This is a genomic window from Thermomonas beijingensis (genome assembly GCF_020034655.1).
Taxonomy (GTDB): Bacteria; Pseudomonadota; Gammaproteobacteria; order Xanthomonadales; family Xanthomonadaceae; genus Thermomonas; species Thermomonas beijingensis.
Genome location: NZ_JAIQDJ010000001.1, coordinates 1,155,233 through 1,178,939, shown reverse-complemented (window position 1 = coordinate 1,178,939; position 23,707 = coordinate 1,155,233). Strand labels below are relative to the sequence as shown.

At 60.2% G+C, this 23,707-nt stretch carries 24 protein-coding genes and 1 pseudogene; 12 read left to right on the top strand and 13 right to left on the bottom strand.

Translation table 11 applies throughout. The annotated features are described in order from the left end of the window. The 5 genes from K7B09_RS05525 (at position 1) to K7B09_RS05505 (ending at position 4,711) form a co-directional block, all read left to right on the top strand. Entirely contained in the window at positions 1-2,370 is a 2,370-nt protein-coding gene (locus K7B09_RS05525; protein ID WP_223627553.1) for a heavy metal translocating P-type ATPase, read from the top strand. Continuing rightward, complete coding sequence (gene ccoS, locus K7B09_RS05520; RefSeq protein ID WP_223627551.1) at positions 2,367-2,567, top strand: cbb3-type cytochrome oxidase assembly protein CcoS; 201 nt, start codon at positions 2,367-2,369, stop codon at positions 2,565-2,567. The genes K7B09_RS05525 and ccoS overlap by 4 nt, the downstream gene beginning before the upstream one ends. Continuing rightward, positions 2,557-3,279 (top strand): sulfite exporter TauE/SafE family protein, encoded by a 723-nt coding sequence (locus tag K7B09_RS05515; RefSeq protein WP_223627549.1) that lies wholly within the window; start codon positions 2,557-2,559, stop codon positions 3,277-3,279. The genes ccoS and K7B09_RS05515 overlap by 11 nt, the downstream gene beginning before the upstream one ends. Before the next feature lie 68 nt (positions 3,280-3,347). Further along, the gene (locus K7B09_RS05510) at positions 3,348-4,055 is read left to right on the top strand and encodes a sensor histidine kinase (protein ID WP_223627547.1); all 708 of its coding nucleotides are present in this window, start codon (positions 3,348-3,350) and stop codon (positions 4,053-4,055) included. Next, the gene (locus K7B09_RS05505; protein WP_223627545.1) at positions 4,052-4,711 is read left to right on the top strand and encodes a response regulator; all 660 of its coding nucleotides are present in this window, start codon (positions 4,052-4,054) and stop codon (positions 4,709-4,711) included. Before K7B09_RS05510 ends, K7B09_RS05505 begins: the two co-directional genes overlap by 4 nt. Positions 4,712-4,779: 68 nt before the next feature. Here K7B09_RS05505 and K7B09_RS05500 read toward each other — a convergent pair whose 3' ends face one another. The 6 genes and pseudogenes from K7B09_RS05500 to K7B09_RS13290 form a co-directional block, all read right to left on the bottom strand. Continuing rightward, positions 4,780-5,145 (bottom strand): hypothetical protein, encoded by a 366-nt coding sequence (locus K7B09_RS05500; RefSeq protein ID WP_223627767.1) that lies wholly within the window; start codon positions 5,143-5,145, stop codon positions 4,780-4,782. A gap of 151 nt (positions 5,146-5,296) precedes the next feature. Then, positions 5,297-5,797, bottom strand: coding sequence for a CinA family protein (locus tag K7B09_RS05495; RefSeq protein ID WP_223627543.1), 501 nt, complete (start codon positions 5,795-5,797; stop codon positions 5,297-5,299). A 66-nt stretch (positions 5,798-5,863) separates the two neighbouring features. Continuing rightward, complete coding sequence (locus K7B09_RS05490) at positions 5,864-8,506, bottom strand: TonB-dependent receptor (RefSeq protein ID WP_223627541.1); 2,643 nt, start codon at positions 8,504-8,506, stop codon at positions 5,864-5,866. A 230-nt stretch (positions 8,507-8,736) separates the two neighbouring features. Then, a complete protein-coding gene (locus K7B09_RS05485; protein WP_317851749.1) occupies positions 8,737-9,171 on the bottom strand; it encodes a type IV pilin protein in 435 nt (144 codons plus the stop codon). A 5-nt stretch (positions 9,172-9,176) separates the two neighbouring features. Further along, positions 9,177-11,981 carry a pilus assembly protein gene (locus K7B09_RS05475; RefSeq protein WP_223627759.1) on the bottom strand — a complete coding sequence of 935 codons (2,805 nt, stop codon included), beginning with the start codon at positions 11,979-11,981 and terminating at the stop codon, positions 9,177-9,179. Between the two features lie 33 nt (positions 11,982-12,014). Beyond that, positions 12,015-12,593: pseudogene (locus K7B09_RS13290) on the bottom strand (PPC domain-containing protein); the annotation flags it as partial. Between K7B09_RS13290 and K7B09_RS05465 the strand changes: the two are divergent. After that, complete coding sequence (locus K7B09_RS05465; RefSeq protein WP_223627765.1) at positions 12,592-12,798, top strand: hypothetical protein; 207 nt, start codon at positions 12,592-12,594, stop codon at positions 12,796-12,798. The pseudogene K7B09_RS13290 and the gene K7B09_RS05465 overlap by 2 nt on opposite strands. 142 nt (positions 12,799-12,940) lie before the next feature. Here the strand turns inward: K7B09_RS05465 and K7B09_RS05460 are convergent, their stop codons facing one another. The 4 genes from K7B09_RS05460 to K7B09_RS05445 all read right to left on the bottom strand — a co-directional run bounded on the left by K7B09_RS05460 (position 12,941) and on the right by K7B09_RS05445 (position 15,376). Continuing rightward, positions 12,941-13,435 (bottom strand): pilus assembly PilX family protein, encoded by a 495-nt coding sequence (locus tag K7B09_RS05460; RefSeq protein WP_223627539.1) that lies wholly within the window; start codon positions 13,433-13,435, stop codon positions 12,941-12,943. A 35-nt stretch (positions 13,436-13,470) separates the two neighbouring features. Continuing rightward, entirely contained in the window at positions 13,471-14,343 is an 873-nt protein-coding gene (locus tag K7B09_RS05455; protein WP_223627537.1) for a prepilin-type N-terminal cleavage/methylation domain-containing protein, read from the bottom strand. Beyond that, entirely contained in the window at positions 14,340-14,765 is a 426-nt protein-coding gene (pilV, locus tag K7B09_RS05450) for a type IV pilus modification protein PilV (protein ID WP_263296633.1), read from the bottom strand. Before pilV ends, K7B09_RS05455 begins: the two co-directional genes overlap by 4 nt. Positions 14,766-14,839: 74 nt before the next feature. Then, positions 14,840-15,376 (bottom strand): GspH/FimT family pseudopilin, encoded by a 537-nt coding sequence (locus tag K7B09_RS05445; protein ID WP_223627535.1) that lies wholly within the window; start codon positions 15,374-15,376, stop codon positions 14,840-14,842. A gap of 88 nt (positions 15,377-15,464) precedes the next feature. Here K7B09_RS05445 and K7B09_RS13285 point away from each other — a divergent pair, with 88 nt between their 5' ends. From K7B09_RS13285 to K7B09_RS05430, 3 genes are read left to right on the top strand one after another with little or no spacing between them, the layout of a single operon-like run. Beyond that, entirely contained in the window at positions 15,465-15,788 is a 324-nt protein-coding gene (locus K7B09_RS13285) for a PIN domain-containing protein (RefSeq protein WP_223627533.1), read from the top strand. Between the two features lie 54 nt (positions 15,789-15,842). Continuing rightward, positions 15,843-16,121: a type II toxin-antitoxin system RelE/ParE family toxin gene (locus K7B09_RS05435; RefSeq protein ID WP_223627531.1), complete on the top strand. Its 279-nt coding sequence runs from the start codon at positions 15,843-15,845 to the stop codon at positions 16,119-16,121. After that, entirely contained in the window at positions 16,121-16,414 is a 294-nt protein-coding gene (locus tag K7B09_RS05430) for a HigA family addiction module antitoxin (RefSeq protein ID WP_223627529.1), read from the top strand. The genes K7B09_RS05435 and K7B09_RS05430 overlap by 1 nt, the downstream gene beginning before the upstream one ends. 25 nt (positions 16,415-16,439) lie before the next feature. Here K7B09_RS05430 and rimO read toward each other — a convergent pair whose 3' ends face one another. Beyond that, complete coding sequence (gene rimO / locus K7B09_RS05425) at positions 16,440-17,771, bottom strand: 30S ribosomal protein S12 methylthiotransferase RimO (RefSeq protein ID WP_223627527.1); 1,332 nt, start codon at positions 17,769-17,771, stop codon at positions 16,440-16,442. Between the two features lie 182 nt (positions 17,772-17,953). Here rimO and K7B09_RS05420 point away from each other — a divergent pair, with 182 nt between their 5' ends. The 3 genes from K7B09_RS05420 to K7B09_RS05410 all read left to right on the top strand — a co-directional run bounded on the left by K7B09_RS05420 (position 17,954) and on the right by K7B09_RS05410 (position 20,867). Next, positions 17,954-18,619 (top strand): dienelactone hydrolase family protein, encoded by a 666-nt coding sequence (locus tag K7B09_RS05420; protein WP_223627525.1) that lies wholly within the window; start codon positions 17,954-17,956, stop codon positions 18,617-18,619. After that, positions 18,616-19,026: an HIT domain-containing protein gene (locus K7B09_RS05415; RefSeq protein ID WP_223627523.1), complete on the top strand. Its 411-nt coding sequence runs from the start codon at positions 18,616-18,618 to the stop codon at positions 19,024-19,026. The genes K7B09_RS05420 and K7B09_RS05415 overlap by 4 nt, the downstream gene beginning before the upstream one ends. A 68-nt stretch (positions 19,027-19,094) precedes the next feature. Then, on the top strand, positions 19,095-20,867 hold the full coding sequence (locus K7B09_RS05410; protein ID WP_223627521.1) for a DUF885 domain-containing protein: 1,773 nt from the start codon (positions 19,095-19,097) through the stop codon (positions 20,865-20,867). 15 nt (positions 20,868-20,882) lie between these two features. Here the strand turns inward: K7B09_RS05410 and K7B09_RS05405 are convergent, their stop codons facing one another. Next, entirely contained in the window at positions 20,883-22,592 is a 1,710-nt protein-coding gene (locus tag K7B09_RS05405; protein WP_223627519.1) for a M1 family metallopeptidase, read from the bottom strand. 233 nt (positions 22,593-22,825) lie between these two features. After that, complete coding sequence (locus tag K7B09_RS05400) at positions 22,826-23,698, bottom strand: hypothetical protein (RefSeq protein ID WP_223627517.1); 873 nt, start codon at positions 23,696-23,698, stop codon at positions 22,826-22,828. Positions 23,699-23,707: the final 9 nt, after the last annotated feature.

Sequence of the window (23,707 nt, the reverse complement as noted above, 5' to 3'; positions counted from 1 at the left end):
GTGACTGCGCTCAGCGTCTGCCACCACTGCGGCGAACCCTTGCCGCAGCACCCGGTGCAGGCCGAGTTCGATGGCAGTGCACGGGCTTTTTGCTGCGACGGCTGCGCTGCGGCGGCGCATTGGATCAGCGACGCGCATCTGGGCGACTACTACCGCCTGCGCAGCGCGCCGGCCGGACGGGTAGATGCCGATGCGCCCTCGCTTGCGGTGTGGGACCGCGAAGAATTACTCGCCAGCCATGCCCGCAACGTGGCCGGTGGCCGCGAAATCACCCTACTCACTGACGGTATGCGCTGTGCCGCCTGCGCGTGGCTGATTGATCGCGCCTTGACCCGTGAAGCCGGTGTGCTGGACACCAGTGCAAACGCGATTACCGGGCGCATCCGCATCGCCTGGGACCCAGCGCAAACATCGCTATCCAAACCATTGGCGCGGCTGGCTGCGCTAGGTTATCGGCCCTACCTCGCCACCGGTGAAGCACGTGAAGCCGCACGCCGGCGCGAGCGCAATCGCGACCTGCTGCGCATTGGCTTGGCCGGCATCGGCGCGATGCAGGCGATGATGTTTGCCGAAGCGCTGTATCTGGACACCCGCGGGCAAATGCCGCTGCCTACCCGCGATTTTTTCCGCTGGATCACCTTCATGGTGTCCACCCCGGTAGTGTTTTGGGCCGGCTGGCCATTCCTGCTGGGTGCATGGCACGAGTTGCGCGGCAAGCGGCTGGGCATGGACGTCCTGATTGCCGGTTCCACCCTGCTGGCGTGGGCCGCCAGCACGTGGGAGACCGTGCAAGGCGGCACGCATGTCTGGTATGACGCGGCGGTGATGTTTATTTTCCTGCTGTTGGTCGCCCGTCAATTGGAACAACGCGCACGCAGTATTGCGTCGGCACAGGTGGACGCATTGGCGCGGGCGCGGCCGGCGTTTGCCACCCGCGAACTGGCCGACGGCAGCCGCGAATCGGTGCCCATCGACGCGCTCGCGGTGGAAGACGTGGTGCGCGTGGCGGTGGGTGAACCCGTCCCCGCCGATGGCGTGCTGCTGGATGCCGATGCGCATTTCGAAGAGTCCCTGCTCACCGGCGAAGCTGCGCCGATAACCAAACACGCCGGGGCTGCCGTGTATGCCGGTACCGCCTGCCGTGAGCACGCCGCACGCATCCGCATTACCCAAGTGGGCGCAGCGACCCGCTTGGCCGAACTGGTGCGGCTGGTGGAAACCGCGCAGGCACACCGTCCGGCGTTGGCACGTGGTGCCGAACGCATCGCCGGCTGGTTTGTCGCAGGCCTGCTGCTGGCTGCGATTGCGGTGTATGCGTGGTGGCGCGTGCATGAACCCGCGCGGGCATTTGAAGTAGTGCTATCACTGCTGGTGATCAGCTGCCCCTGCGCACTGTCGCTGGCGGTGCCGGCGGCACTGGCCACCGCGCATGGTGCACTGGCCAAGATCGGCGTGCTGTCGGTACGCCCGGACGGGCTGGACCGGCTGGCGCGTGTGACCGATGTGGTATTCGATAAAACCGGCACCCTCAGCGATGGCAAGCCCGTGCTGCAAACGATCGATCACTGCACGGGGATGGATGCGCAAACCGCCCTGCGCATCGCTGCCGCGTTGGAACGCGACAGCAGTCACCCCTTGGCATCCGCATTTGCACGGGTTGAGAACATCCCTACCGCCACCGGCGTGCGCGCCATTGCCGGGCAAGGCGTGGAGGGCTGGATCGACGGCCAGCACTGGCGTATCGGCACCGCCCCGTTTGCAGGTGCTGGCGAGGATGATGGCGCGGTGTGGCTGGCCAATAGCAGCGGCGCACACGTACGCTTTGCCTTCGTCGAACAGCAACGCCAGGATGCGATGGCGGCATTGCAAGCGCTGCGCACACAAGGGGTGACCCTGCACCTGGCCAGCGGTGATGCACCGGCGTCGGTGCAGCGCTTCGCCCACGCCATGGACCTTGCCAATGCCCATGCGCGGCAAACGCCCGAGGCCAAACTGGCGCTGGTGCGCAGCCTGCAACAGCAGGGGCGCGTGGTGGCGATGGTGGGTGATGGCCTGAATGATGCGCCGGTGTTGGCCGGTGCCGATGTATCGCTGGCGATCGGCGATGGTGCTGCATTGGCACAGCGTGCGGCCGATCTCGTGCTGGCCGGCAGCGCGCTTGGCACTGTGCCGGCCACACTGGGTATTGCGCGCCGCACGCGCCGTATCATTCGCCAAAACCTGGCCTGGGCCTTGGGTTATAACTTGCTTGCCATTCCGTTGGCCGCGACCGGCAACGTCACCCCTTGGTTGGCGGCACTGGGCATGGCCTTGTCTTCACTGGCGGTAACCGCCAATGCCTTGCGCCTGACCCGCGTGGTTCGCCCATGAATATTTTGCTGTTCCTGATTCCTATCAGCTTGGTGATGATCGGGGTCGCTGCACTGCTCTTCTCGTGGGCGGTCAAACACGGCCAGTTCGAAGATTTGGACACCCCCGCGCTGGACATCCTGCGCGAGGATCCACCGCCACTGTCCAAGCCCGCCACGCCACCGGCGGCCCCACCCGAAGATAGTGATGCCGGTTGACACACTCGTACTCGGTGCTGCCCTGCTCACCGGCCTGCTCGGCGGCGCGCATTGCGTGGCCATGTGCGGCGGCATTGCGACCGGATTTTCCACACAATCCCGTGGCTGGTGGGTAGCAGCACAACCCAATCTGGGGCGGGTACTGGGCTATATGCTGGCCGGCGCCCTCGTGGGGGGGCTGGGGGGCGGCCTGCTGGGTCTGGCGCGCATCCCTTGGCTGCCCATCGCCATGCGCGCTGCGGTGGGTCTGGTGCTGATCCTGGCCGGCCTGCGCATGTTCGATCAGCGCGGCCGCATCCCGCGCTTTTTTGGTGGCCCCGGCAACCGGCTGTGGCTGGCGTTGCGGCCACTGCAACGTCGCCTGCTGCCGGCCAATACCGCCGGCAAGCGCTTGGCACTGGGCATGCTGTGGGGTTGGATGCCGTGCGGCCTGTCCACCACGCTGCTGGCCGCCGCGTGGCTATCAGCCAGCGCGGTGCACGGCGCACTGACCATGGCCGCCTTCGGGCTGGGCACCTTGCCGGTGATGGTGTCCCTGACGTGGGCCGGGCAACGCATCGGCCAACGCTTGCAACGCGGGCCGCTGCGCAGCGCTGCCGGGCTGCTGGTGATCGCCGCGGGTCTGTTGACCGTGATCGCGCCATGGCTGATGCACCTGCCCGCCATGCACGGCATCCTGATGGCGCTGGGCTGCCGCAGCTTGCCCGGCTGAACCGCATGGATACTCTACAATTGTAATTACCTGCACAAAGACAACACGCAACCGCTGGAGAGTCATACATGATGGCGCTACGGGATTGGTGGAAACGCGATACACCGCAGGCATCCACGCCCAGCCCTGACCTGTCCGCATTGCAGCAGCAGCTCGCATTGGCACAGGCGTTGGATGCCGAACGTCAACGTATCTACGACGACTTGCACGATGACGTCGGCAGCCGCCTGTTGACCTTGCTGCACCGCGTGCCCGCCTCCGAGCAACCGCTGGTGCGCGAAATTCTGCAGGATTTGCGCGCCATTCTCAGCCGTGAGCGCAGCATCGAAGGCAGCTTGCTGGAAGTGCTGGCGCAATTGCGCGACGAAACCGAACAGCGCCTGCAAACCCGCGCCATCGAATTGACATGGCAGCAAAAAGAGGGCCTGCCTGACCCCGCACTGGATCGCGCGCAAACCATGCACTTGTTTCGCATTGGCCGCGAGTCGGTCACCAATGCACTGCGGCATGCCGATGCCGAGCATTTGCGGATCGTGGTTGGGGTATCCGGCAACGCATTGGTTTTTGAAGTCACCGATGACGGGCAGTTTGACCCCACTCGCATTGGCGATGGCCGTGGCACCCGCAGCATGCGCAATCGCGCCGATGAGCTGCATGGGAATATCGATTGGCAGCAAGGCACCTTGGGTGGCACCAAAGTGCGCCTGAGCTTCCCCTTGCCCCCCGCAGCCGCGGGATGCCCCAGTCCCCAGCCTTGGCGCAGCATGTCTCGATGACCACCATCCCTGCCCACGCGCTGTTGCTGGAAGATTTGCCGGACGTCACTGCTTGGCTGAGCAAATTGCTGCAAGCGCGCTTTCCAGGTATCCAGGTGACCCATGCACCTACGCTGGCAGAAGGCAAACGCCTCCTGCAAAGCGCAGCGCCAGCGCAATTGGCGCTGGTGGATTTGGGATTGCCCGATGGTGATGGCACCACGCTGATTCGCCCATTGGCGCAGCAATGGCCAGACTGCACGATTGTGGTGACCACATTATTTGGTGACGATGCCCATGTGTTCCCCGCTCTGCGTGCCGGGGCACAAGGCTACTTACTCAAGGACCAGCCCGAAGAACGCCTGGCCGCCGCACTCGACGGCATTTTGCGCGGTGAGCCTGCCCTATCACCGGCGATTGCACAACGCCTGCTGCGGGCCTTCCAGCCGATAGCTGGCGGTGACAGTGCACCGGGGGTTGAAGTCCTGACCCCACGCGAACGCGACGTGCTGGTCCTGGTCAGCAAAGGTTGCCGACTGCCCGAATTGGTGGAACGCCTGCAAATCAGCAAGCACACGGTGTCAGATCACCTGAAAAGCATCTACCGCAAACTCAATATCAACAGCCGCGCCGAAGCCACGCTGGAAGCCGCACGCCTGGGGTTGGTGCAGCTCTGATTCAGAGCCAATTGCAAACAGCCATCCCCGCACGTCTGCACGGGGATGACCGTCAAACCCTCAAACGATCAGCTCTTGCACTTGATGAACTTGCCCTTGGCATCGCGGCAGGGTTCCTTCTTCTTGGCGGCTGCCGGGCCGTCACACTTGGTGAACTTGCCTTTCGCATCGTGGCAGCGTTCTTTTTTGGCGTCCATCGGCGCGGCGGGGGCGGCGGCCGGGGCGGTGCTCATTGCGGTTGCCGGCTTGGCGGCGCTGGTCGGTGCTGCGGAGGAGACAGCCTTGGCAGCCGGGGCTGCTTTTGCGGCTGGGGCGGCCTTGGCGGCAGCCGCAGGCTTGGCAGTTGCCGGTGTTGCAGCTTGTGCCGCGGCATATGACTGCCCGGCAGCAAACATGAACGCGGCCAGAGTCATTGCTTGAATCATCTGTTTCATTGCCGAACTCCCATCGTGGTGGTGGTGAAGTGTGTAGCGATGTCTCCGATGTATCCTGCGACCGGACTGCTCACCCCAAGCTCTCCGCAGCATGACGAATCGTTAATCCGAATCCAATGGATCGCGCGCAGGGCGGCCCCCACCGGCCGGCTCAAGCGACCAACAACTGCGCAACCCCACGCAAAGCTGTGGCTACCGTCTGCCTGCGCACGGCATCGCGGTCGCCTTCGAAATGAAAGACCTCGGCGCGCGCATAGCCACCTCGTTTTTTCCAGCCCACCCACACCGTACCCACCGGCTTGTCGTCGCTGCCGCCGCCCGGGCCGGCGATGCCGGTGACTGCCACGGCAATGCTGGCACCGGAATGCACCAGTGCGCCCGACACCATTTCCACCACGCATTCGCGGCTGACCGCGCCATGGGTTTCCAGGGTTTGCGGGCGCACGCCCAACAAGGCTTGTTTGGCTTCGTAGCTATAGGCGGCCATACCGCAATCAAACCACGCCGATGAACCGGCGATATCGGTCATGCACTTGGCAATCCAGCCACCGGTGCAACTTTCCGCCGTCACCAACATATGGCGTGCAACCAGCAGCTGTTGCCCAGTCGTGGCAGCTAGCGCATCAAGGTCGGCATCGGTAGGCACACTCATCGGTCAACACTCGCAGAACGTGCATGCGTTGTAGCGCATGCACGTCCAAAACGAAACATCCAGACCTCAGAAACGTACCCGCAACGTCGCTCCGTACATGCGCGGTGCGCCCAGGAACGCGTCATATGTGTTCTTCGGGTTGCCCGGCTCCGGCGTGCCCAATGCCTGCAAGGGGCCGTCGAAGCCCACTTGCACATACTTGGTGTTGAACACATTGGTGCCCCACAACTCCACCTGCCATTTGCGATCACGCGAGCCAATCCCCACCCGCAGATTGGCCACTGTGTAGGCACTCTGATGCTTTTCGGCATCCAGATCCGAACCGGTGTTGTAACTGGACATGTACTTGCCACCGATATTGAAGCGGCCCTCCAGCGACGACCCGATATCCCACTCATAAGTCAGCGATGCCGAACCGGACAGTTTCGGTGCAAAACTCATTTGCGCACCCGGCAGCTTGTACAGCGCGCCAATCGCCGGGCACTGCGGGGTCAGTGCACCCGGCCCCACAAAATCACAACCGGGGATGCTATTGCCATACTTGGTATCGGCATACATCAAGCCGGTTTGCAACATCAGGCCGGGCACGGCTTTGGGCTGCCATAGCAGCTCTGCATCCAAGCCTTTCGACACCACTTCCGGAATCGAGCGCACCACAAAGCTGGTCCCCAGGAAGCTGTTCAACTGGAAGTTGCTGTACTTCTGGTGGAATAGCGCAGCATTGAACAACAGGTTGCCACCCGCCCAGGTGGTCTTGGCACCCAATTCCCAGCTATCCACGAATTCACCCGGGAACGAGGTGTCGTTGACCGGGATGATCCCCGAGCCACCGCTGGACAGCCCATTGGACGATTGCACGCGGTCGAAGTTGAAGCCACCTGCCTTGTAGCCGCGTGCATACGACAGATAGGTCATCGCATGCTCGTTCCAGCGGTAAGCGGCCTTCAGCGTGCCCGACCATTCGTTTTCGCTGCGGGACTGGTCGGTGTGGCGCCCGTTGTGCTGCACATTGGCCCACGGCAAGCAGCTGTACCCCACGATATTGCTGATCAAGGCCTGCTGGTTGGCGGCGGGCAACGACGCAAACGGAACGCCACGCGCAGTCAACGCGGCGGCGATGCGGCCGATTGCAGCCGGGCTGACACCGCTCGCACCAAAATAGGATGCACACCCCAAACCGCCATTCGGGTTGCTGTACACCGATAACAGATCCTTGGTTTCACGGGTATAACGCAAGCCCATCGTGACATCCAATGCCTCGGTGGCATGCCACGTATTGTTGGTGAACAGCGCCGTACTCTTGGCTTCTTGCTGATAACGGTCCAACGCGCCCAAGCCGGCAAACACCGTGCCAAACGGCCTGCCGGTGGCATCGGCCATGAAGGTCGCCGCATTGGGCAGGCCGGCCAGCGCCGGGTTGATCATCGACAACAGCCCAATCGACAAATACGGCTCATACGCCGCGCCAATGCGGTAACTCTCGTTACGATCAATGGTTTCATTGCTGTAGAAACCACCCACCAACCAATCCAGCTTGGCGGTACTGCCACTCAGGTGAATTTCCTGACTGAAGCTTTTCACCCGCGCATACGACTCATCCTGTTGCGGGTTCATGTAGATCAAATCCGCAGTGGAAAAATCAAAATCCCGGCCGTTGATGGCATCCCAGTCACGGCCTGCGGTTATCGAGGTCAAGCGGGCCCCAGCCAGCATATCCAGGTCAATATTGACCTCCGCCTGTGCGCCTCGATCATTGATTTTCTGGGTGGTATCGCGGTTGCTGTACGCCACCCGTGCCCAAGGGTCGGCATGCCCAGTGGGGGCAATGGCATTGCCACCGCCCAATTTGTTGATCAGCACCGAACTCTCACCGCTGACCAGTTGCACCGCCGTGCAGCAATTCTCATTGCGGCGGGTGGAATCGGCCGACAACACAATCTCCACCTTGTCGGTGGGTTGCAGCAGCAATTTGGCGCGGAAGGTGTCGAAATCCTGGTCGTAATCACGATCATTGGTGCGCGGGCCTGCGCCGGTGACCACGTTCATCCAACCGTCACGGTCACGATGCGCCACATACACGCGCAGCGCCGCGTAGTCACCCAGTGGCGCATTGACGCCACCCGCCAGGCCCAGCGCACCGTAATTGCCAAATGTCACTTCACCATCGGCTGAAAACACGTCATCGGGCTTGCGTGTGACCACATTGATCACACCCGCCGATGTGTTTTTGCCGAACAAGGTGCCCTGCGGCCCCTTCAACACCTCGATGCGTTCCAACTCGCCCAGATCCCCGAACCCCACCGAGTTGCGCGAGCGGAACACGCCATCAATCACCACCCCCACCGAAGATTCCAGCCCGATGTTGTCGCCCACCGTGCCAATGCCACGCAGGCGCGCCGTGGTGATCGCCTCGCTCTGGGTGCTGGTCACGGTCAACCCCGGCACCAGAATTTGCAGATCCTTGATGTCACGCACGCCCGTGTCTTGCAGGGTCTGCTGCGACAGCGCGGTCACTGCAATCGGCACGTTCTGCATGACTTCTTCGCGCTTCTGCGCAGTCACTACCATGGTGTCCAGCGTCTTCGGCTCAACTTTCTTGTCCGCCGCCGTGGCGGCATCTTGCGCCAATACCGGCAGGCTGGTGAAACCCATCAATCCCACCAGCACGGCGATGGTGAGTGGGCGGCGTTGTGGTTGCGTGCGCTGCATGGCGGCTCCCCTTTGTGTGGTCAATCTTGTGTAGTCATTGGACACGGCAAACAAACGACCAGATGGCCGATTGCGTCGGATACACGTGCGTGCATGTGGGGGGATACGCGCACGTATGGACGTTAACACATCTTCACAATGCTGAAGGTGTAGTTTCAACAGAAATTCATTGCCAAGGAAAAACCCGCCTTGCGGCGGGTTTTGTGGGGTGCGGCCAACCACTGCAACCGCTACCAACAACCGGCCGTTGATGGCGTCTTTTTACCCGTTTGATCCAGCTTCAACGTGCCACAGGAATCCCCTGCCTGCTTACCCGCAGGGGCAGCACTCAGTTCATAACTCTTGGCGGCAGGGCCAGAAGAGAACGAGAACGTATAAAATGTCAAGGTATCCGGCTCACAGGCACCCGTCAGGCTGCCAATGGCGGGTGCCGATGAATACGACATGTCGGTGGTGTAGACCCGCTCCATGCGTTGCGCGACCGTCGTCAGGCAGGCGGTGCCTGCCGCCCGGCGCGTCTTGCGTTGATGATCGTTATACGACGGCAACGCAATCGAAGCGAGGATGGCAATGATGGCAACCACCACCATCACCTCGATCAAGCTGAAGCCGGAAGTGCGAGATGCGCGATAGACAGGCATCGCATAGTCCTTGTTATCGTTCATGTTGCTCAATCACTCCGAATTTCACGCCAGGAGACGCGGCTCCAGGACTTGCCAGAAATACCACCAGAGCCAGGCTTGTTGCCGGCATTGGTGCCGCCCACGACCAGTTTGCCGTCCAGGAAGATGGGCAACGTGGGCATGCCGACGCCAAAGTTGACCGACCCCACCGGCACGCCACCCACCACGCTGTCCGTGGTCGAGCCATCATTATTCAAATCAAACAGCGAGCTGCCTGCGCTGGTTCCGGTAAAGGCATCCAACGCATTGATATACCCGGTACCGCCAGCTTCGCAGCCATTACCTTCCGGAATCATGCTGGCAGTCACCAAAATATTGGATACCAGCTGCGCATCCTGCACAATCCGCTCGCCCGCGCCTGGCAGGGTCAAGTACCAGCCCTTCTTGCCGGTGGGCAAATCGGACTTGCTATCAAACGTCCTTACCGGATAACCGTCTTGAATGGCACCCGTATTGTTGACGCCACGCTTCACAAGATCGGCATAGGCCACCGCAGCACCATCATCCACAAACCCATACATCCCTTGCGTTGACGCGGTCTTGTCTGCAGCTTCCGTTGTGGTCATGAAGCTGCCGGTGCCAAACATCACCCAACGCTTGTAGGTCTTGGGATCCGTGGCCACCGTGACACCACCGGTGATCGGCTGTACCGCACCGGTACCATCGTTGGACTTTGCCGTGAACAATCTGGTTGCCGTCCAGTTGCTGGCAGAGGCATCGGTCAAATCGAATTTCCATACATTCCCTAAGCGGTCCCCTGCATAGGCATACGCAATGGTTTTACCGTCGGGCCCAAGAATCCCGGTAGGTGCAGCCAGGCCATTGGGGGTACTGGCAGACCCGGCGCCGGTATCGATCTCACGAATCACCGCACCGGTTTTGACATTCACAACAATCAACACCGCCTTGTCGTTGCTGCTGTTCACGCCATTACCTACCACCGCAGCGACATCACCGGTCTTGACCTTGGCCAAAACCGGGCGCCCTGTGACCAACCCCATATTGCCATTGGCGGTGTCCGCAAGTTCCCAGCTGACGTTAGCCGTTCCAAATGAAGCAGGCGTGGACACATCCAACCCGTACATGCCCTTGCCGCCACGACCCAGCGAGCCCACCAGCAAGTTCTGGCTAGGGGTCAGTTTGCGGCTGGTCACTGCAACGGGGCCATCCACCGACCATTGGTGGTCATAGTCGCCACGGCTGATTTGCGCCAACTTGCCAAAGTTGATCAGGTTAGGCACGTAGGCAAATTGCTCTACCCCTGTGCCTGCATCAAACGCATGCAGCATGCCGTCGTTGGCACCGACATACAGTGTATTGGTGTCACTAACATAGGCCGGGGAAGAATCCACGATGTCCCCCAACAAGGCATCACGAACCCGCAATTTACCCACCGCAGTGCCTTCCCCACTCTGGTCACCCATGATGTAATCGGCATTCTTGGCACCCGTCACCGGGTAGTCCACCGGGCCCACGGTACTACGATCCAGACTTGTGGTTTGCGTCGCCGTGGGGAAGGTATCCCCCGTGGTACCGTTGTAAGTAAACACCTTGGTTTTGCGGGTGCTGAATGCAGGAATCGAGGCCGTCCAGGCCAGGGCAGACGGGTTGTTGTAGGCGTCCAGCGTCCACGCATTCACCGCACCGGTCCAAATGCCGGAGACGTAGCTGGCGTTGAATACCTTGCCACCGGTCTTGATGGTCGCGGCATTGGTGGCGATGTTGGAAGAAGAACTGGTGCGCCGTGCAATCGTTGCCAGTGCCTTGGTCAAACCTTCTGCAAATAGCGCAGGGCTGGTGGCCGCCACGAATTGGCCATGCCCATTGACAGCCGCATGCAGCAAATCATCCACGTTGGCAGCCAGGTCATTGCCAGGCTGTGGCCAATTGGGTTTGGCGGCAAACGCATCTTCCACACTGGCCATGCCCTGGGTTGTTTTCATGCCGATTGAAATACCGAAGGTCACCATGTGCTGCCAGAACGCTGGATCATCCTCCGTGGTCGGGACGTTGTTTCCTGCAGGACTGGCGGTTGTCCCCATGGCGGCAATATCGGTACGCAAATCTGTCACCCAATATTTCATGGCCACGTCGGCAAGGGTGCTGGACCAGGTGGTTGTACCGTCACTGTAGGGTTTAGTGGGCGAATAGGTGTAGCTCTGGTTGGGGTCACCCTTCTGTTTGGGTGCACCAGTAATGGTCGGCTGGGCACTGCTATCCACATCGCCGGTGCCTGCAGTGCCACCATTCCAGTAACCGTCCGTGGTCAGAATGGCGAAATTCTGCCGGCATGAATACTGGTTAGCGCCGGACTCCGGTCCATATGGGCCAGACGCGCTGGACTGGCTGAAATAGTCACCCGCTTGTTTCAACTCGGCTTGCAAAGGGGTTCCGTTACTGGCGTATGCCGCAAACAAGCGGTTGTACCAAATGGATCGTGTGGTGGTTGCGGCCGCATCACCATTGGCAACATTGCCATTGACAAAACGCCCGTCATTCCCATCACCCACAGGGATGTCGAAATCCGGCGCAATGGAACTGTTATTAGTAGGGTGCAGGCTGCGGTAACCTACTCGTACCTTGTTGCCTTGCGCCTTGAAGGCCTCGGCGGCACCGCCCTTGGCCGCCTTGATCCGGGTCCGGAAATACGAGTACCAGGTTGCAAAATTCGTCAATTCATCCGAGACGCCACGCCCGGTTGGAGTCGCTGATGTGCAATTGACCCAACCATAACTGCCAACACTGTCGCCGTCACAGCTATTGGTCGTGGTATAGGTGACTGTTAACGTCATCCCGGCAACCGCAGAATACGCATATGCTCCTGCGTAATATGTTGAACTGCCTGGCGAATTGATGGTACAGGTTTCATTGTTATTAGCGCCATTAGACCTGCAATCATACGAGCCGGTGGTTGGAGCTGCCCCCTTGCGCACATACAAATTAGCGTTACCAGTCCCGCCACTGGTGGTCACGGTGAACGAAGTGGTTCCCGCCGGCAGCGTGAAATTGACAGAGTACCAACTATTCTTCGCTATCGACACGCCAGTTACTGGATACCCGGAAAGGGTGTTACTGCTGGCGACCACTTTCCCATATTCGGATCGAATCACATCCGTTTTGCCACTGGGGATCTGGTAGCGATTGTAGTTGTCCACAACCGACAGATACGTGTTATCGGTACTCGCTGGGTTCTTTGGAATATAAAATGTTTGCGTATTGCTGGAGAGATTGCGAGTTCCGCTACTGGTGTTTTTGTCCACACCGGTATAATTCACATAGTGATCACTACTATACGCTGCGGTGAAGCTGGTGCCACCCGTGAGCCGGTTTCCTGTCGCATCCACCCATGGCAGGTAGTCCACAGCAGGATTGTAATAAAGCGTATTGGTCACGTAATTTTGCATGTATATTTTTGACGTACCAGTGGACTCGGTGGTCACCGAAGTACCAGTACCAATGCCATCCGCATCCGGCGTACTGCTGAAACTGCCGGAGCCGGTCATCTTCTTGATATCCTGGTTATTCATATTCTTCCAGGCCATCGACCCGGAGTTATCCAGAATAAACAGGATATTCGGTGCCACGCGCACGCCGGTGTCCAACGGCTGATTGGGGATTGGCACATAGGTCCCCGCATTCACCGGCAGGGCCAGCAAAGTGCAAAGAAAAGCGGCAGGTGCTGCCCACCACTGCGCAGCAGCAGACAACCGGTTGCGGCGAACTTCAGAAAAGGAGGTCTTCATGATCAGACTCACAGCCGCTGGAAGCGGTAGATGACATCGGTTTGCAGGGTCACGGCAGCGCGGCCAACAGACTGGCTACGCGCAGTAATGCGGAACAGCGGCCCCAGGGTGACCGTTTCGGACGAGGGAATGACACCACCTGTTTCCATTGCCGTCTGGTTTTCACCCAAGTATTCAATCCAATAGTCGGTTGTGGTTAGGGGCACACCATTGGCACCCCCTACCTGCGGCCCCGCAATCCAGGTTGCGGCGGTTTTTTTGGTAAACGTTGGGCACACGCCTTCGTTGGTGCAGGTAGTGGCATCCGGCACCGTGGTACGCCACTTGGTCGTTGTATTCAGATAATTCTGTGCCGCAGCCAGTGCAGCCTCTGCTGCCTGCGTGGCCAGACTGCGGTCACGCAGATTGGCTGCCATGCGCTCTTGCATGGATGAACTGCGCATGACCGCGACGCCAAGAATGGACATCACCACCAGCAAAATCAGCACAACCAGTAACGACATGCCCTGCTGTTGCTTATGGCTAGGATACTGTCTGTTCATAGCGAACGATTCCTGATACTGACTGTAGCGGCCATGGCGCGGTTGATATTGCGGTTTTCACTGGACTTGCTTTGTGAAACACCGCGCACCGGCATGCTGACCCGCACCGCATTGACATATTGGTAATCAGACGGTGCCGCTTCATAGGTGGTTGCAGTGCCGCCCGCGGTACGGTGAAACGCCAATGTCATGCTCTGCACCCCGTCGGCAACCTCTTGACCTGCGCCACCCAAGCGTGAAACCCACAAGGAATTTCCTGTATCACGGCTGTTTGCGCCCACATACCAACGGTTGCTGCGGAAACGCGCAATGGAGATGCTGCCGGGCGCGGCATTGGCGGTATCGGAAGGGTCAAATGGCAGGGCTGCAGAAAAATTGACCGTTTGCCCTGCCACCGAGCCCACCGTGGCAAACCCGGTCATTGCCGCATTGCACACCATCACCACATCGTTGGCCTTGAAGATGTCAGAGGCATTCGGGGTGGTTTCCACAAGCGTCACCTGGTTGGCAGTTGCATTGCTGACCCGGTACGAAAGATCATCCGCCGAAATGGTGGTCAAGCCCGAGACCGAGTTCACCAGCGGCGCACGGAACGCGGCACTATTGCTGTCACTGCCCAATACCATGGCCTCACTGGAACACGCCGAACTACCCACTGAACGCACATCCTTGCCCAACATTTCATAGGCAATGCGGGCATTTTCCTGCACCCGGTTCTGGCCTTCATTGGCGCTGAATGTCTTTTGATTGGATTGGAACACAGCCAACGCTGCGCCCAGTACCAACAAGCCAAGTACCATCGCGATCATCAATTCGATGAGCGTAAAGCCCTGCGCCCTGCCCTGCATGGGTATCGACTCCTGACTCATATGCTGGCATCCGTCACGATTGACTTCTTGTCGTTCCCCGATGCACTGTCGGCACGGGAATCATCCCATTGCACCGTCACGCGGTAGTTATTGCCACCCAGTGAGACAATCTTGCCGCAGGTGCTGGTGGCAGACCCAATCGTGGTTTTCAGGCTGCTGACCCAATAATTCAAATCACTGGACGCCAACGTGCTGCCTGCCGCCGGCGTGCTGCCGCAGGACGTGGTGCCGTCATACACATAGGCCGCAGCATTGGCGCGATTGGCGCGCATCGCCTCGATGATGGAATTGGTTGCCATCACTGCCTGGCTGCTCTCCAGCGAGCCTTGCCCGCCCCGCAGCGCAATGGATTGCATGGCCGCAATCCCCAGCAGGCCGACACCCAACACCATGACCGACACCAGCACTTCGATCATGCTCATCCCTTGTGCGCCCCTCCCGCCGATCCGGGTGGCAGCCGGCCGATGAAGCACCGCTTTATTTGAAATAGAACCAATCATGTTGGGCAAGCTCCACCGCCATCGTTGCTCTTGGATACCACTGCACCACTGATCATTACCGTCAGCACGCGCTGATTGATATTCGGCTGGGTGGTGGGTATGCAAACAGTCAGGGTCTGTTGTGCATCCAACTGCCCGGAAGGCTTGAACACCAGTTTGGCCACCGTGCTTGTCACTTGCACACTGCCATTGGCGGTGTCTGCGCGAATCACTTCATCAGCGCCGCCATTGCCCGGATCCGGGCCATGCACGATCCAGCCCGCCCAACTGGTGCCGCTACCGCAACTGGTGCCATTGCTGGACACGCACACCTCGACCGGAACATTGCGACGCACGGCTTCCGACCGCGCCAGCTGCAAGGTAGCCGCCAGTTCGCTGGCCTGGCCACTTAACCGACTGTTGTTGACCATGCCGGTGATCCCGGGTACGGCAAACGTCGCCAGAACTCCAATGACGACCATGACCGCCATCAGCTCGACCAAGGTAAATCCTTGGGATTGCCTGGCTCTGCTTGGGAAGGATTGCTGTAACAACGGGGCGTCCTCGCTTTTTGGCGAGTCAACCTTAACGGGGGGACAACCGGGATGCCAGCAATGACCGACGGGCGGCCGCAGGGCGGGGGTGGGCGGTTTTGGGGGGTGCAGCTTCGCGGCACGGCTTAACTCCTGCGCCCGGTTGCCAGTTGCTCATTCCGGTTGCAATGGCTGCAAAGATCAGACGCGCCTCATTGAACGCCTGCAAGTGCTCCCCCTCCTAAACCCAAGCCGCGACACATATATCCAAGCTGCGATGCTCCGCAACACATGCAGACGCAACGGCGTGCAGATCGGCACGATTGACGCAGTCATTGCACAGCTCTGCATCGAACATGATCTTTCACTGCTCACAGCTGACAACGACTTCATACATGCTGCCCGTTTCGTGCCTTTAAGGCTGGCAGCCTGACATGTCATAGATGAGCCGCTTGTTGCATGGTGCGCAACGTGATACGTTGGCTACATGATCAAGACCTTTCGGCATAAAGGCTTGCGGCGTCTGTATGAGACTGGAATCACATCAGGCGTTCAAGCTAATCATGCCAAACGACTCAGGTTGCAGTTGACCGCTCTCGACACCGCTCAGGCCATTGAAGACATGGATATCCCAGGATTTCGACTTCACCCCTTGAAAGGCGAAATGCGAGGTCGCTGGTCAATTACCGTCAACGGCAACTGGCGCATCACCTTTGAGTTCCAAGACGGCAACGCTTACGTGCTGGATTATGAGGAATGCCACTAATGACTATGCACAATCCCCCTCACCCCGGTGAGTTCATCGCTGGCATCTACCTTGAACCTAACGGGATTAGCGGTCGTGTGCTGGCCGAGAAGCTCGGTGTTGCTGCATCAACGCTTAGCCGTGTTCTAAACGGCACAGGCCGTATTTCGCCTGAAATGGCACTACGCCTCGCCAAGGCGATCGGCCGCTCCCCCGAGAGTTGGCTCGCCATGCAGGACGCACATGATCTTTGGCTTGCACGTCAGTCCGTTGACCTGCACGGTGTAGGCAAGCTCAAGCTCGCGGCAGCCTAACAATTCGTTCAAGCCAAACCCGCGCTCAAGCGTTGTACTCCACCTCGCCATACAGGTCGTGTTCGTCGCTGCCCATGATCCGCACTTGCACAAATTCGCCGGGGCGCAGGCCGGCTTCGCGGCCATCTTGAATTTGCACCAGGCCGTCGATTTCCGGGGCGTCGGCTTTGCTGCGGGCGATGGCCAGTTCGCCATCGATGGCATCCACGATGCAAGTCTGCACGCTGCCGACTTTGGCTTCGAGTTTGGTGGCGGAAATGTCAGCCTGCCGTTGCATGAAGCGGGCAAGGCGCTCCTGCTTCACGCCCTCGGGCACGGGGTTGGGCAGGTCGTTGGCTTTGGCGCCGGTGACCGGCGAATAGGCGAACGCACCGACGCGGTCGAGTTGGGCTTCATCGAGGAAGTCCAGCAGGTCTTCGAATTCCTGCTCGGTTTCGCCGGGAAAACCGACGATAAAAGTGCTGCGGAGGGTCAGCTCCGGGCAAATGTTGCGCCAGTTGTGGATGCGCTCCAGCGTTTTATCCACCGCACCGGGGCGTTTCATGAGTTTGAGAATGCGCGGGCTGGCGTGCTGGAACGGGATATCCAGATACGGCAGGAGTTTGCCATCGGCCATCAGCGGAATCACGTCGTCCACGTGCGGGTACGGATAGACGTAATGCAGGCGCGTCCACACGCCCAGCTCCGACAAGCCTTCGCACAGCGCCTTCATCCGGGTTTCGTACATGCCCGTGCGCCACAGCTTGGGGGCGTATTTCACATCCACGCCATAGGCGCTGGTGTCTTGCGAGACCACCAGCAATTCCTTGACCCCGCCGCGCACCAGCTTTTCCGCCTCGCGCAACACCTCGTCGACCGGTCGCGACACCAGATCGCCGCGCATCGATGGAATGATGCAGAACGTGCAACGGTGGTTGCAGCCTTCGGAGATCTTCAGATAGGCAAAGTGATGCGGGGTCAGCTTCAATCCGTAGTCGGGCAGCAAGTCCAGGAACGGGTCGTGCTTGGGTGGCAGCGCGGTGTGCACCGCTTCCATCACACTTTGATAATCCTGCGGGCCACTGATGGAGAGCACGCCAGGATGCGCCTGTCGGATGAGGTCGGCACGCTTGCCCAGGCAGCCGGTGACGATGACCTTGCCGTTTTCGGCCAGCGCCTCGCCGATGGTGTCCAGCGATTCGGCCACCGCGCTGTCGATGAAGCCGCAAGTGTTGACCACCACCACGTCGGCATCGTCATAGGTTTGCACCAAGTCGTAGCCTTCCACCTTGAGCTGGGTGAGGATGCGCTCGGAATCCACCAAGGCTTTGGGGCAGCCGAGGCTGACGAAACCGACTTTGGGCTGCTGCAAGGACATGGCGCGACTACTGGAAAAGGTGCGAAATTATACGCGGTGCGGCTGAATGCTCTGGCGAAGGCGTGAGGCCCCCAACTTTATTGCGCGGCGGCGCCTACCGCCGGGTGATCGCTCCGCGGCTCAAATGCCGCTACGCGATTCACCCGACGGTCTCGCCACCATCCGTATGACTGGAGAACCGCATGGGCGATTGGCAAACCCTCTATACCCCCTGCGGTGCCGTGCAGGCATGGCTGGCCAAGCCCGATGACGCACCGCGTGGGGCGGTGGTGGTGGCGCACGAGATTTTCGGCCTGTTGCCGCACTACCAACATGTGTGTGAGCGGCTGGCACAAGCCGGGTTTGTTGCGCTGGCACCGGCGTATTTCGACCTGATCGAACCCGGCCTGGTGCTGCCAACCGATCAGGCCGGCGCTGACCGCGGGCGAAGCATCGTCAACCAGCTTGGCCTGGACTGCGGGCTGGACGCCACCGACACCGCCGCGCAGCTGCTGGCGCGCGAAGGACACAAGGTCGGCGTGCTGGGCTTTTCCTGGGGCGGCACCGTGGCGCTGCTGGCCGCCACCCGGCTGGGCCTGCCGGCGGTGAGCTATTACGCCACGCGCAATCCGCCGTTTCTGGATGAGCCAGCAGCCGCGCCGTTGCAGTTTCACTTTGGTGCGCTGGATGTGCCGATCCCGCCGGCCACCATCGACCTGCACCGGCAGAAGCAGCCACAGGCCCAGGTCTTTGTCTATGCGGATGCCGACCACGCCTTCAACCGCGACCCTGATCCTCCCTATCAACCTGACGCGGCGGCACTGGCGTGGAGGCGTACACTGGCCTTCTTCACGGAGCATCTGCGATGAACGCTTGGCATCTGCATCCGCAACTGGCTGATGACAGCACACCCGTCATCGAATTGGCATTGTGCGAAGTGCGCTTGATGGACGACGCCAACCACCCATGGTTGATCTTGATTCCCAAAGTGGCCGATGCGGTGGAAATCATCGACCTCAGCCCTGCGCAGCGCACCCAGCTGACGGCTGAAATCGACACCGCTGCACGCGCACTCAAAGCCCTCTTCAAACCCGACAAACTCAACGTGGCTGCCCTGGGCAACTTGGTGCCGCAGCTGCATGTGCATGTGATTGCGCGCTACCACACCGATATCGCCTGGCCGCGTCCGGTGTGGGGGGCCGCCAACGCCTGCCCGTATGCGCCCGAACAACTGGTAGATCGCGTGCGCCAGTTGCGTACGCAACTGGCGCGTTGAGTTCTGCCCGCAAGTACTGCCGTGTGTACTGCCAGAATTACCGCCCTTCCAACCTTTCGGAGCTTGTGATGCAAACGCTGCACGCCTTGACCCTGACTGCCTGCATCACTGCCGCTTTGGCCGCTTGCCAGCCGCATGCCGCCGCACCCGACGCAACCGCCACAACCGCAACCGGTGCCCGGCAGAACACCGCGCTGGAAACGGCGGTCAATGCCTTCATTGATGGCTACTTCCAGCGCAACCCTGTATTTGCCGCCAACGCCGGCAAGCACGAATACGACGGCAAGCTGCCCGACTACAGCCCCGCCGGGCTCAAGGCCAATGCCGATTGGCTGCACGCGCAGCGCGCTGCCTTCGCCGCGTTCACCGATGCGCAATTGGACGCGCAGGGCCGCTTTCATCGCGACTACGCACTGGCGGTGATCGACGGCGCGCTGTTCTGGCTGGAGGACTCTGGCTTTGCGTACAACAACCCCTCGTTCTACACCGGCGACCTGTCGCCGAGCATGTATCTGACGCGCCCCTACGCGCCGCTGGCGCAGCGCATGGACGCTTTCATCCGCTATCAGGAAGCGCTGCCCAAGGCGATCGAGCAGATCAAAGCCAATTTCAAATTGCCACTGCCCGCCTCGTACATTGATCTGGGTGTGGATGCGTTTGCCGGCTATGCCAGCTTCTTCGCCAGCGATGTGCCATCGATCTTTGCCGAAGTGAAAGACAGCACCTTGCAGACGCGACTGACAGCCAGCAACGCGGCTGCAATCAAAGCCACCCAAGCCATGGCCGACTGGCTGAAGGCGCAGCGCCCGCAAGCCACGCAAAACTTTGCACTGGGTGCCGAAAAATTCGCGAAAATGCTGTATGCCACCGAGCGTGTGGACATCCCGCTGGATCAGCTCAAAGCCGCAGCCGAAGCCGATCTGGCACGTAATCTTGCGGCGCTGAAGAGCGCCTGCGAGCAGTACGCCGCAGGCAAGACCTTGCAGCAATGCGTGGCAAAAGAAGCCGCCGACAAACCCAGCGGCGGCGCAGTGGAAGGTGCACGCGCACAACTGGCCACGCTGCGGCAATTTATCCTCGACAAGGATCTGGTGACCATCCCCGGCCCGGAGCAGGCCAAGGTGGAAGAAGCACCACCGTTCAATCGCTGGAATTTTGCCTATATCGAAATTCCCGGCCCGTATGAAAAGAATTTGCCGTCGGTGTATTACATCGCACCGCCCGATCCCAAATGGACGAAGGCCGAACAGGACGCCTATGTACCCGGCAAGGATGTATTGCTGTTTACCTCATCGCATGAAGTCTGGCCCGGCCACTTCCTGCAATTCCTGCATTCCAACCGTTCGGACTGGAGGTTTGGCCAACTGTTTGTGGGCTATGCCTTCGCCGAAGGCTGGGCGCACTACACCGAGGAGATGATGTTCGATGCCGGCTTGGGGGATGCCAGCCCGGAAGCACATATCGGCCAACTCAGCGAGGCGCTGCTGCGCGATGTGCGCTTTGTCTCTGCGATTGGCCTGCACACCGGCGGCATGAGCATGGCCGAATCTGAAACCATGTTCCGCGAGAAAGGCCTGCAAGACCCCGGCAACGCCCGCCAACAGGCGGCACGTGGCACCTATGATCCGGCGTACCTCAATTACACACTGGGCAAGCTGATGATCATGCAACTGCGCGACGACTGGACACGCGACAAAGGTGGACGCACCGCATGGAAGCAATTCCACGACGCATTCCTGGGCTTTGGCGGCCCACCGATTCCGCTGGTGCGCGCGCAGATGCTGGGCGGCAAAGCCGAAGCCAAGCTGTGGTCAGCCGCCATGCCGGCTGTGCCGAATTAATTCGGCCGCAGGGCATCAAGGTTTGCGCGCCATCACTTTGGCGCGCTCAGCCATGTCTTTTTGATAGTCCGCCATATACGGCAGATCACGCAGCACTTTGGAGTGCGGATCCAGCGTGTAGCTTTCATCGCCAGTCATCGCCACTTGCCCCTGCCCGCCCGTCATCGGCACCTCCAGCACACGTTGCCCCACGCGCACTTGCACCGGCATGGGGAAAGGCTTGTCGCCTTCGGTCACCCAGCGCAATTGCAACGTGTTGCCGCTGCGGCTGGCCTGTAGCGCCGGCAATTTCACCGAGCGCAGATAGACATCGAAAAACCAGCCATAGTCCTTGCCAGTAATGCGATTGACGATGGCTACAAAGTCTCGGGTTGCGGCATACCGAGGCTTGAAATTACCCGGGCGCGGGGTGTCGGTGCCATACACCAGTTCACGCGTGGCACGCAAAAAATCGGCATCGCCAATCAATCCGCGCAAGGTGTGCAACATCAATGCGCCTTTGTAATACACATCATTGCCGGGCCCACGGCTGGCGTCGGAGACATCTTTTTCCGTCATCGTGTGTCCGGCCACCACCGGATGGCGCAACATGAGTACTTGCCGCATCTTCATCAATGCGGCCATGTATTCCATGTCACCGCGCAGCCATTGCAAATACAACGGCTGCATGTAGGTGCCAAAGCCTTCGTGCAACCAGAAATCATCCCAATCCACATTGGTCAATTGATTGCCAAACCACTCGTGTGCGAATTCGTGTTGCAGCAGCCAGTCGTAGCCGGTTTCCGACTTTTTGTAGTCATTGCCATACGCGTTGATGGTTTGGTGTTCCATGCCCAGATAGGGGGTTTCCACCACGCCCATTTTTTCATCGGCAAACGGATATGGGCCGATGGTTTCCTCGAAGAAATCCAGCATCGGCGCAAATTCCGCAAACAAGCCCTCAGCCTTGCTCTTGTTGCCTTTCAGATACCAGAAACGCAGCGGGATGGTATTGCCAAAGCGCGATGTGTAGTCCGCCTGCAATAACTCGTACGGGCCGATATTCAAGGCGATGGCGTAGGTATCCGGCAGCTTGGCGCGCCATTGATAGGTGCGCCAGCCGTTCTTTTCCTGCATCCCCTCGGCCACGCCATTGCTGGCCGCCACCAAGGGAGCAGGTACGCTGATGTGCTGCACCACGACTTGCGGCTTGCCCATCGGGTGGTCAATGCACGGCCACAACAAATCGCAGCCCTCGCCCTGTACCGCCGTACCCACCCACGGCTCACCGGTGGGAGCCTTGGCCCAAACGATGCCGCCATCCCACGGCGCCTTGCTGGCCGCGTGCGGGTGACCGGCATAACGAATACGGACACTCACTTTCGCGCCAGCAGCCAAGGGCTTGGCCAGTGCAATCGTCATCCGCCCTTCCGGGTTGCTCCAGCGTGCGGGCTTGCCGTCCACGTCCACCACATCCACGCTGTAATTGCGATCCAGATCCAACACCAACGCATTGACACTGCCGGTCAGTTGCAACTGCAAACGGGCATCGGCATCCAGCCATTGGCGTGCCGGATCCACCTTGAACGAAAGATCAGCCAAAGCAATCGTGGTGGCCAGCTGCTCCGGTGCGCGCGGCAAGCCGGTGGCCCGCGTGATCGCGGCCAGCTCGGATTGCTGGGCATGCGCGGCAGGAAGCGCGGCCATGACAATGGCAAGCACTGCAACAGATGGAAACTGGGACATGAGGGCGTTCCAATGGAAAGGCCGTTACCTTGGCACGAACGGGCAGCAACTCATCACTGCCTTAGGTCATGCACGCAGGCTGAAGCCCCGCTTCACAAAAAATGAATGGCCGCTTGCGGGTCTTTGCATGCAGGCAAAATATCAGCAACGATTCATCCGGAAAACCGCTTACTGCACGCAACGGCGCGAATGGTTCGCGCCTGGGGGACGAGACCATGAACCGCCAACCCGCCTTATCCAAAGTGTCTGCCGCCATACTCATGGCGATGCTTGGCTTTACTGTATTGACTCCAGCATTCGCCCATCCGCAAGATCAAGAACAATCGCAGGACAACCGTAGAGAACTTCGCGAGCAACGCCGCGCAGCGCGCGAGGAGGTGCGCAACGAAGTTCGCCGCGAAGCCCCCACACCGGCACGCAACAACGACAATGAAGCGCGCCGCGACCCGCCGGCGATCTCGCGCCGCGACAGCAATGTCGAAATGCCGCGCAATAACCTTCCGCGCAGCAGCGACAGCGAGCGCCGTGAGAACTGGGGTGAGCAGGCGCGCCAGCAACAGGAGCGCCAGCGTGAAACTCAACGCGATGCCCAGCAACAACGCCAGCAATGGCAAGCGCAACAGCAGCAACAGCGCGATGAAGCACGTGCACAAGACCAGCAGCGCGTGGAACAGCGCCGCATGGACGCCCAGCAGCGGTTTGCCGATCAGCGTGCCCAGGAGCAACGCGTTCAACAAGATCAGCGGGAGCAAGCGCAACGAGACCAAGACCGGCGTATTCAAGACCAGCAGCGCCGCACTGCCGAGCAACACGCAAACGAGCCCCGCAGCAACCCGGCGTGGGTAATGCAGCAGGCGATGAATCGCGAAGACCAGGAAAATCGCCGCCCCGGCAATCGCCCCGGCAATCGCCCCGGCAATGGGCAGGATAATCGCCCCGATTGGCAGGGCAATCGCGGCAATGATCGTAATGATCGCAATGATCGCGACAACCGCCACGACCGCATCCCCGACAACGAGCAGCAACGCCGGATTGAAGAACAACGCCGCCAGCAAGCGCAATGGCAGCGCGACGAATATCGTCGACGCAGTGACTACGACCGCCATAATCGCGAA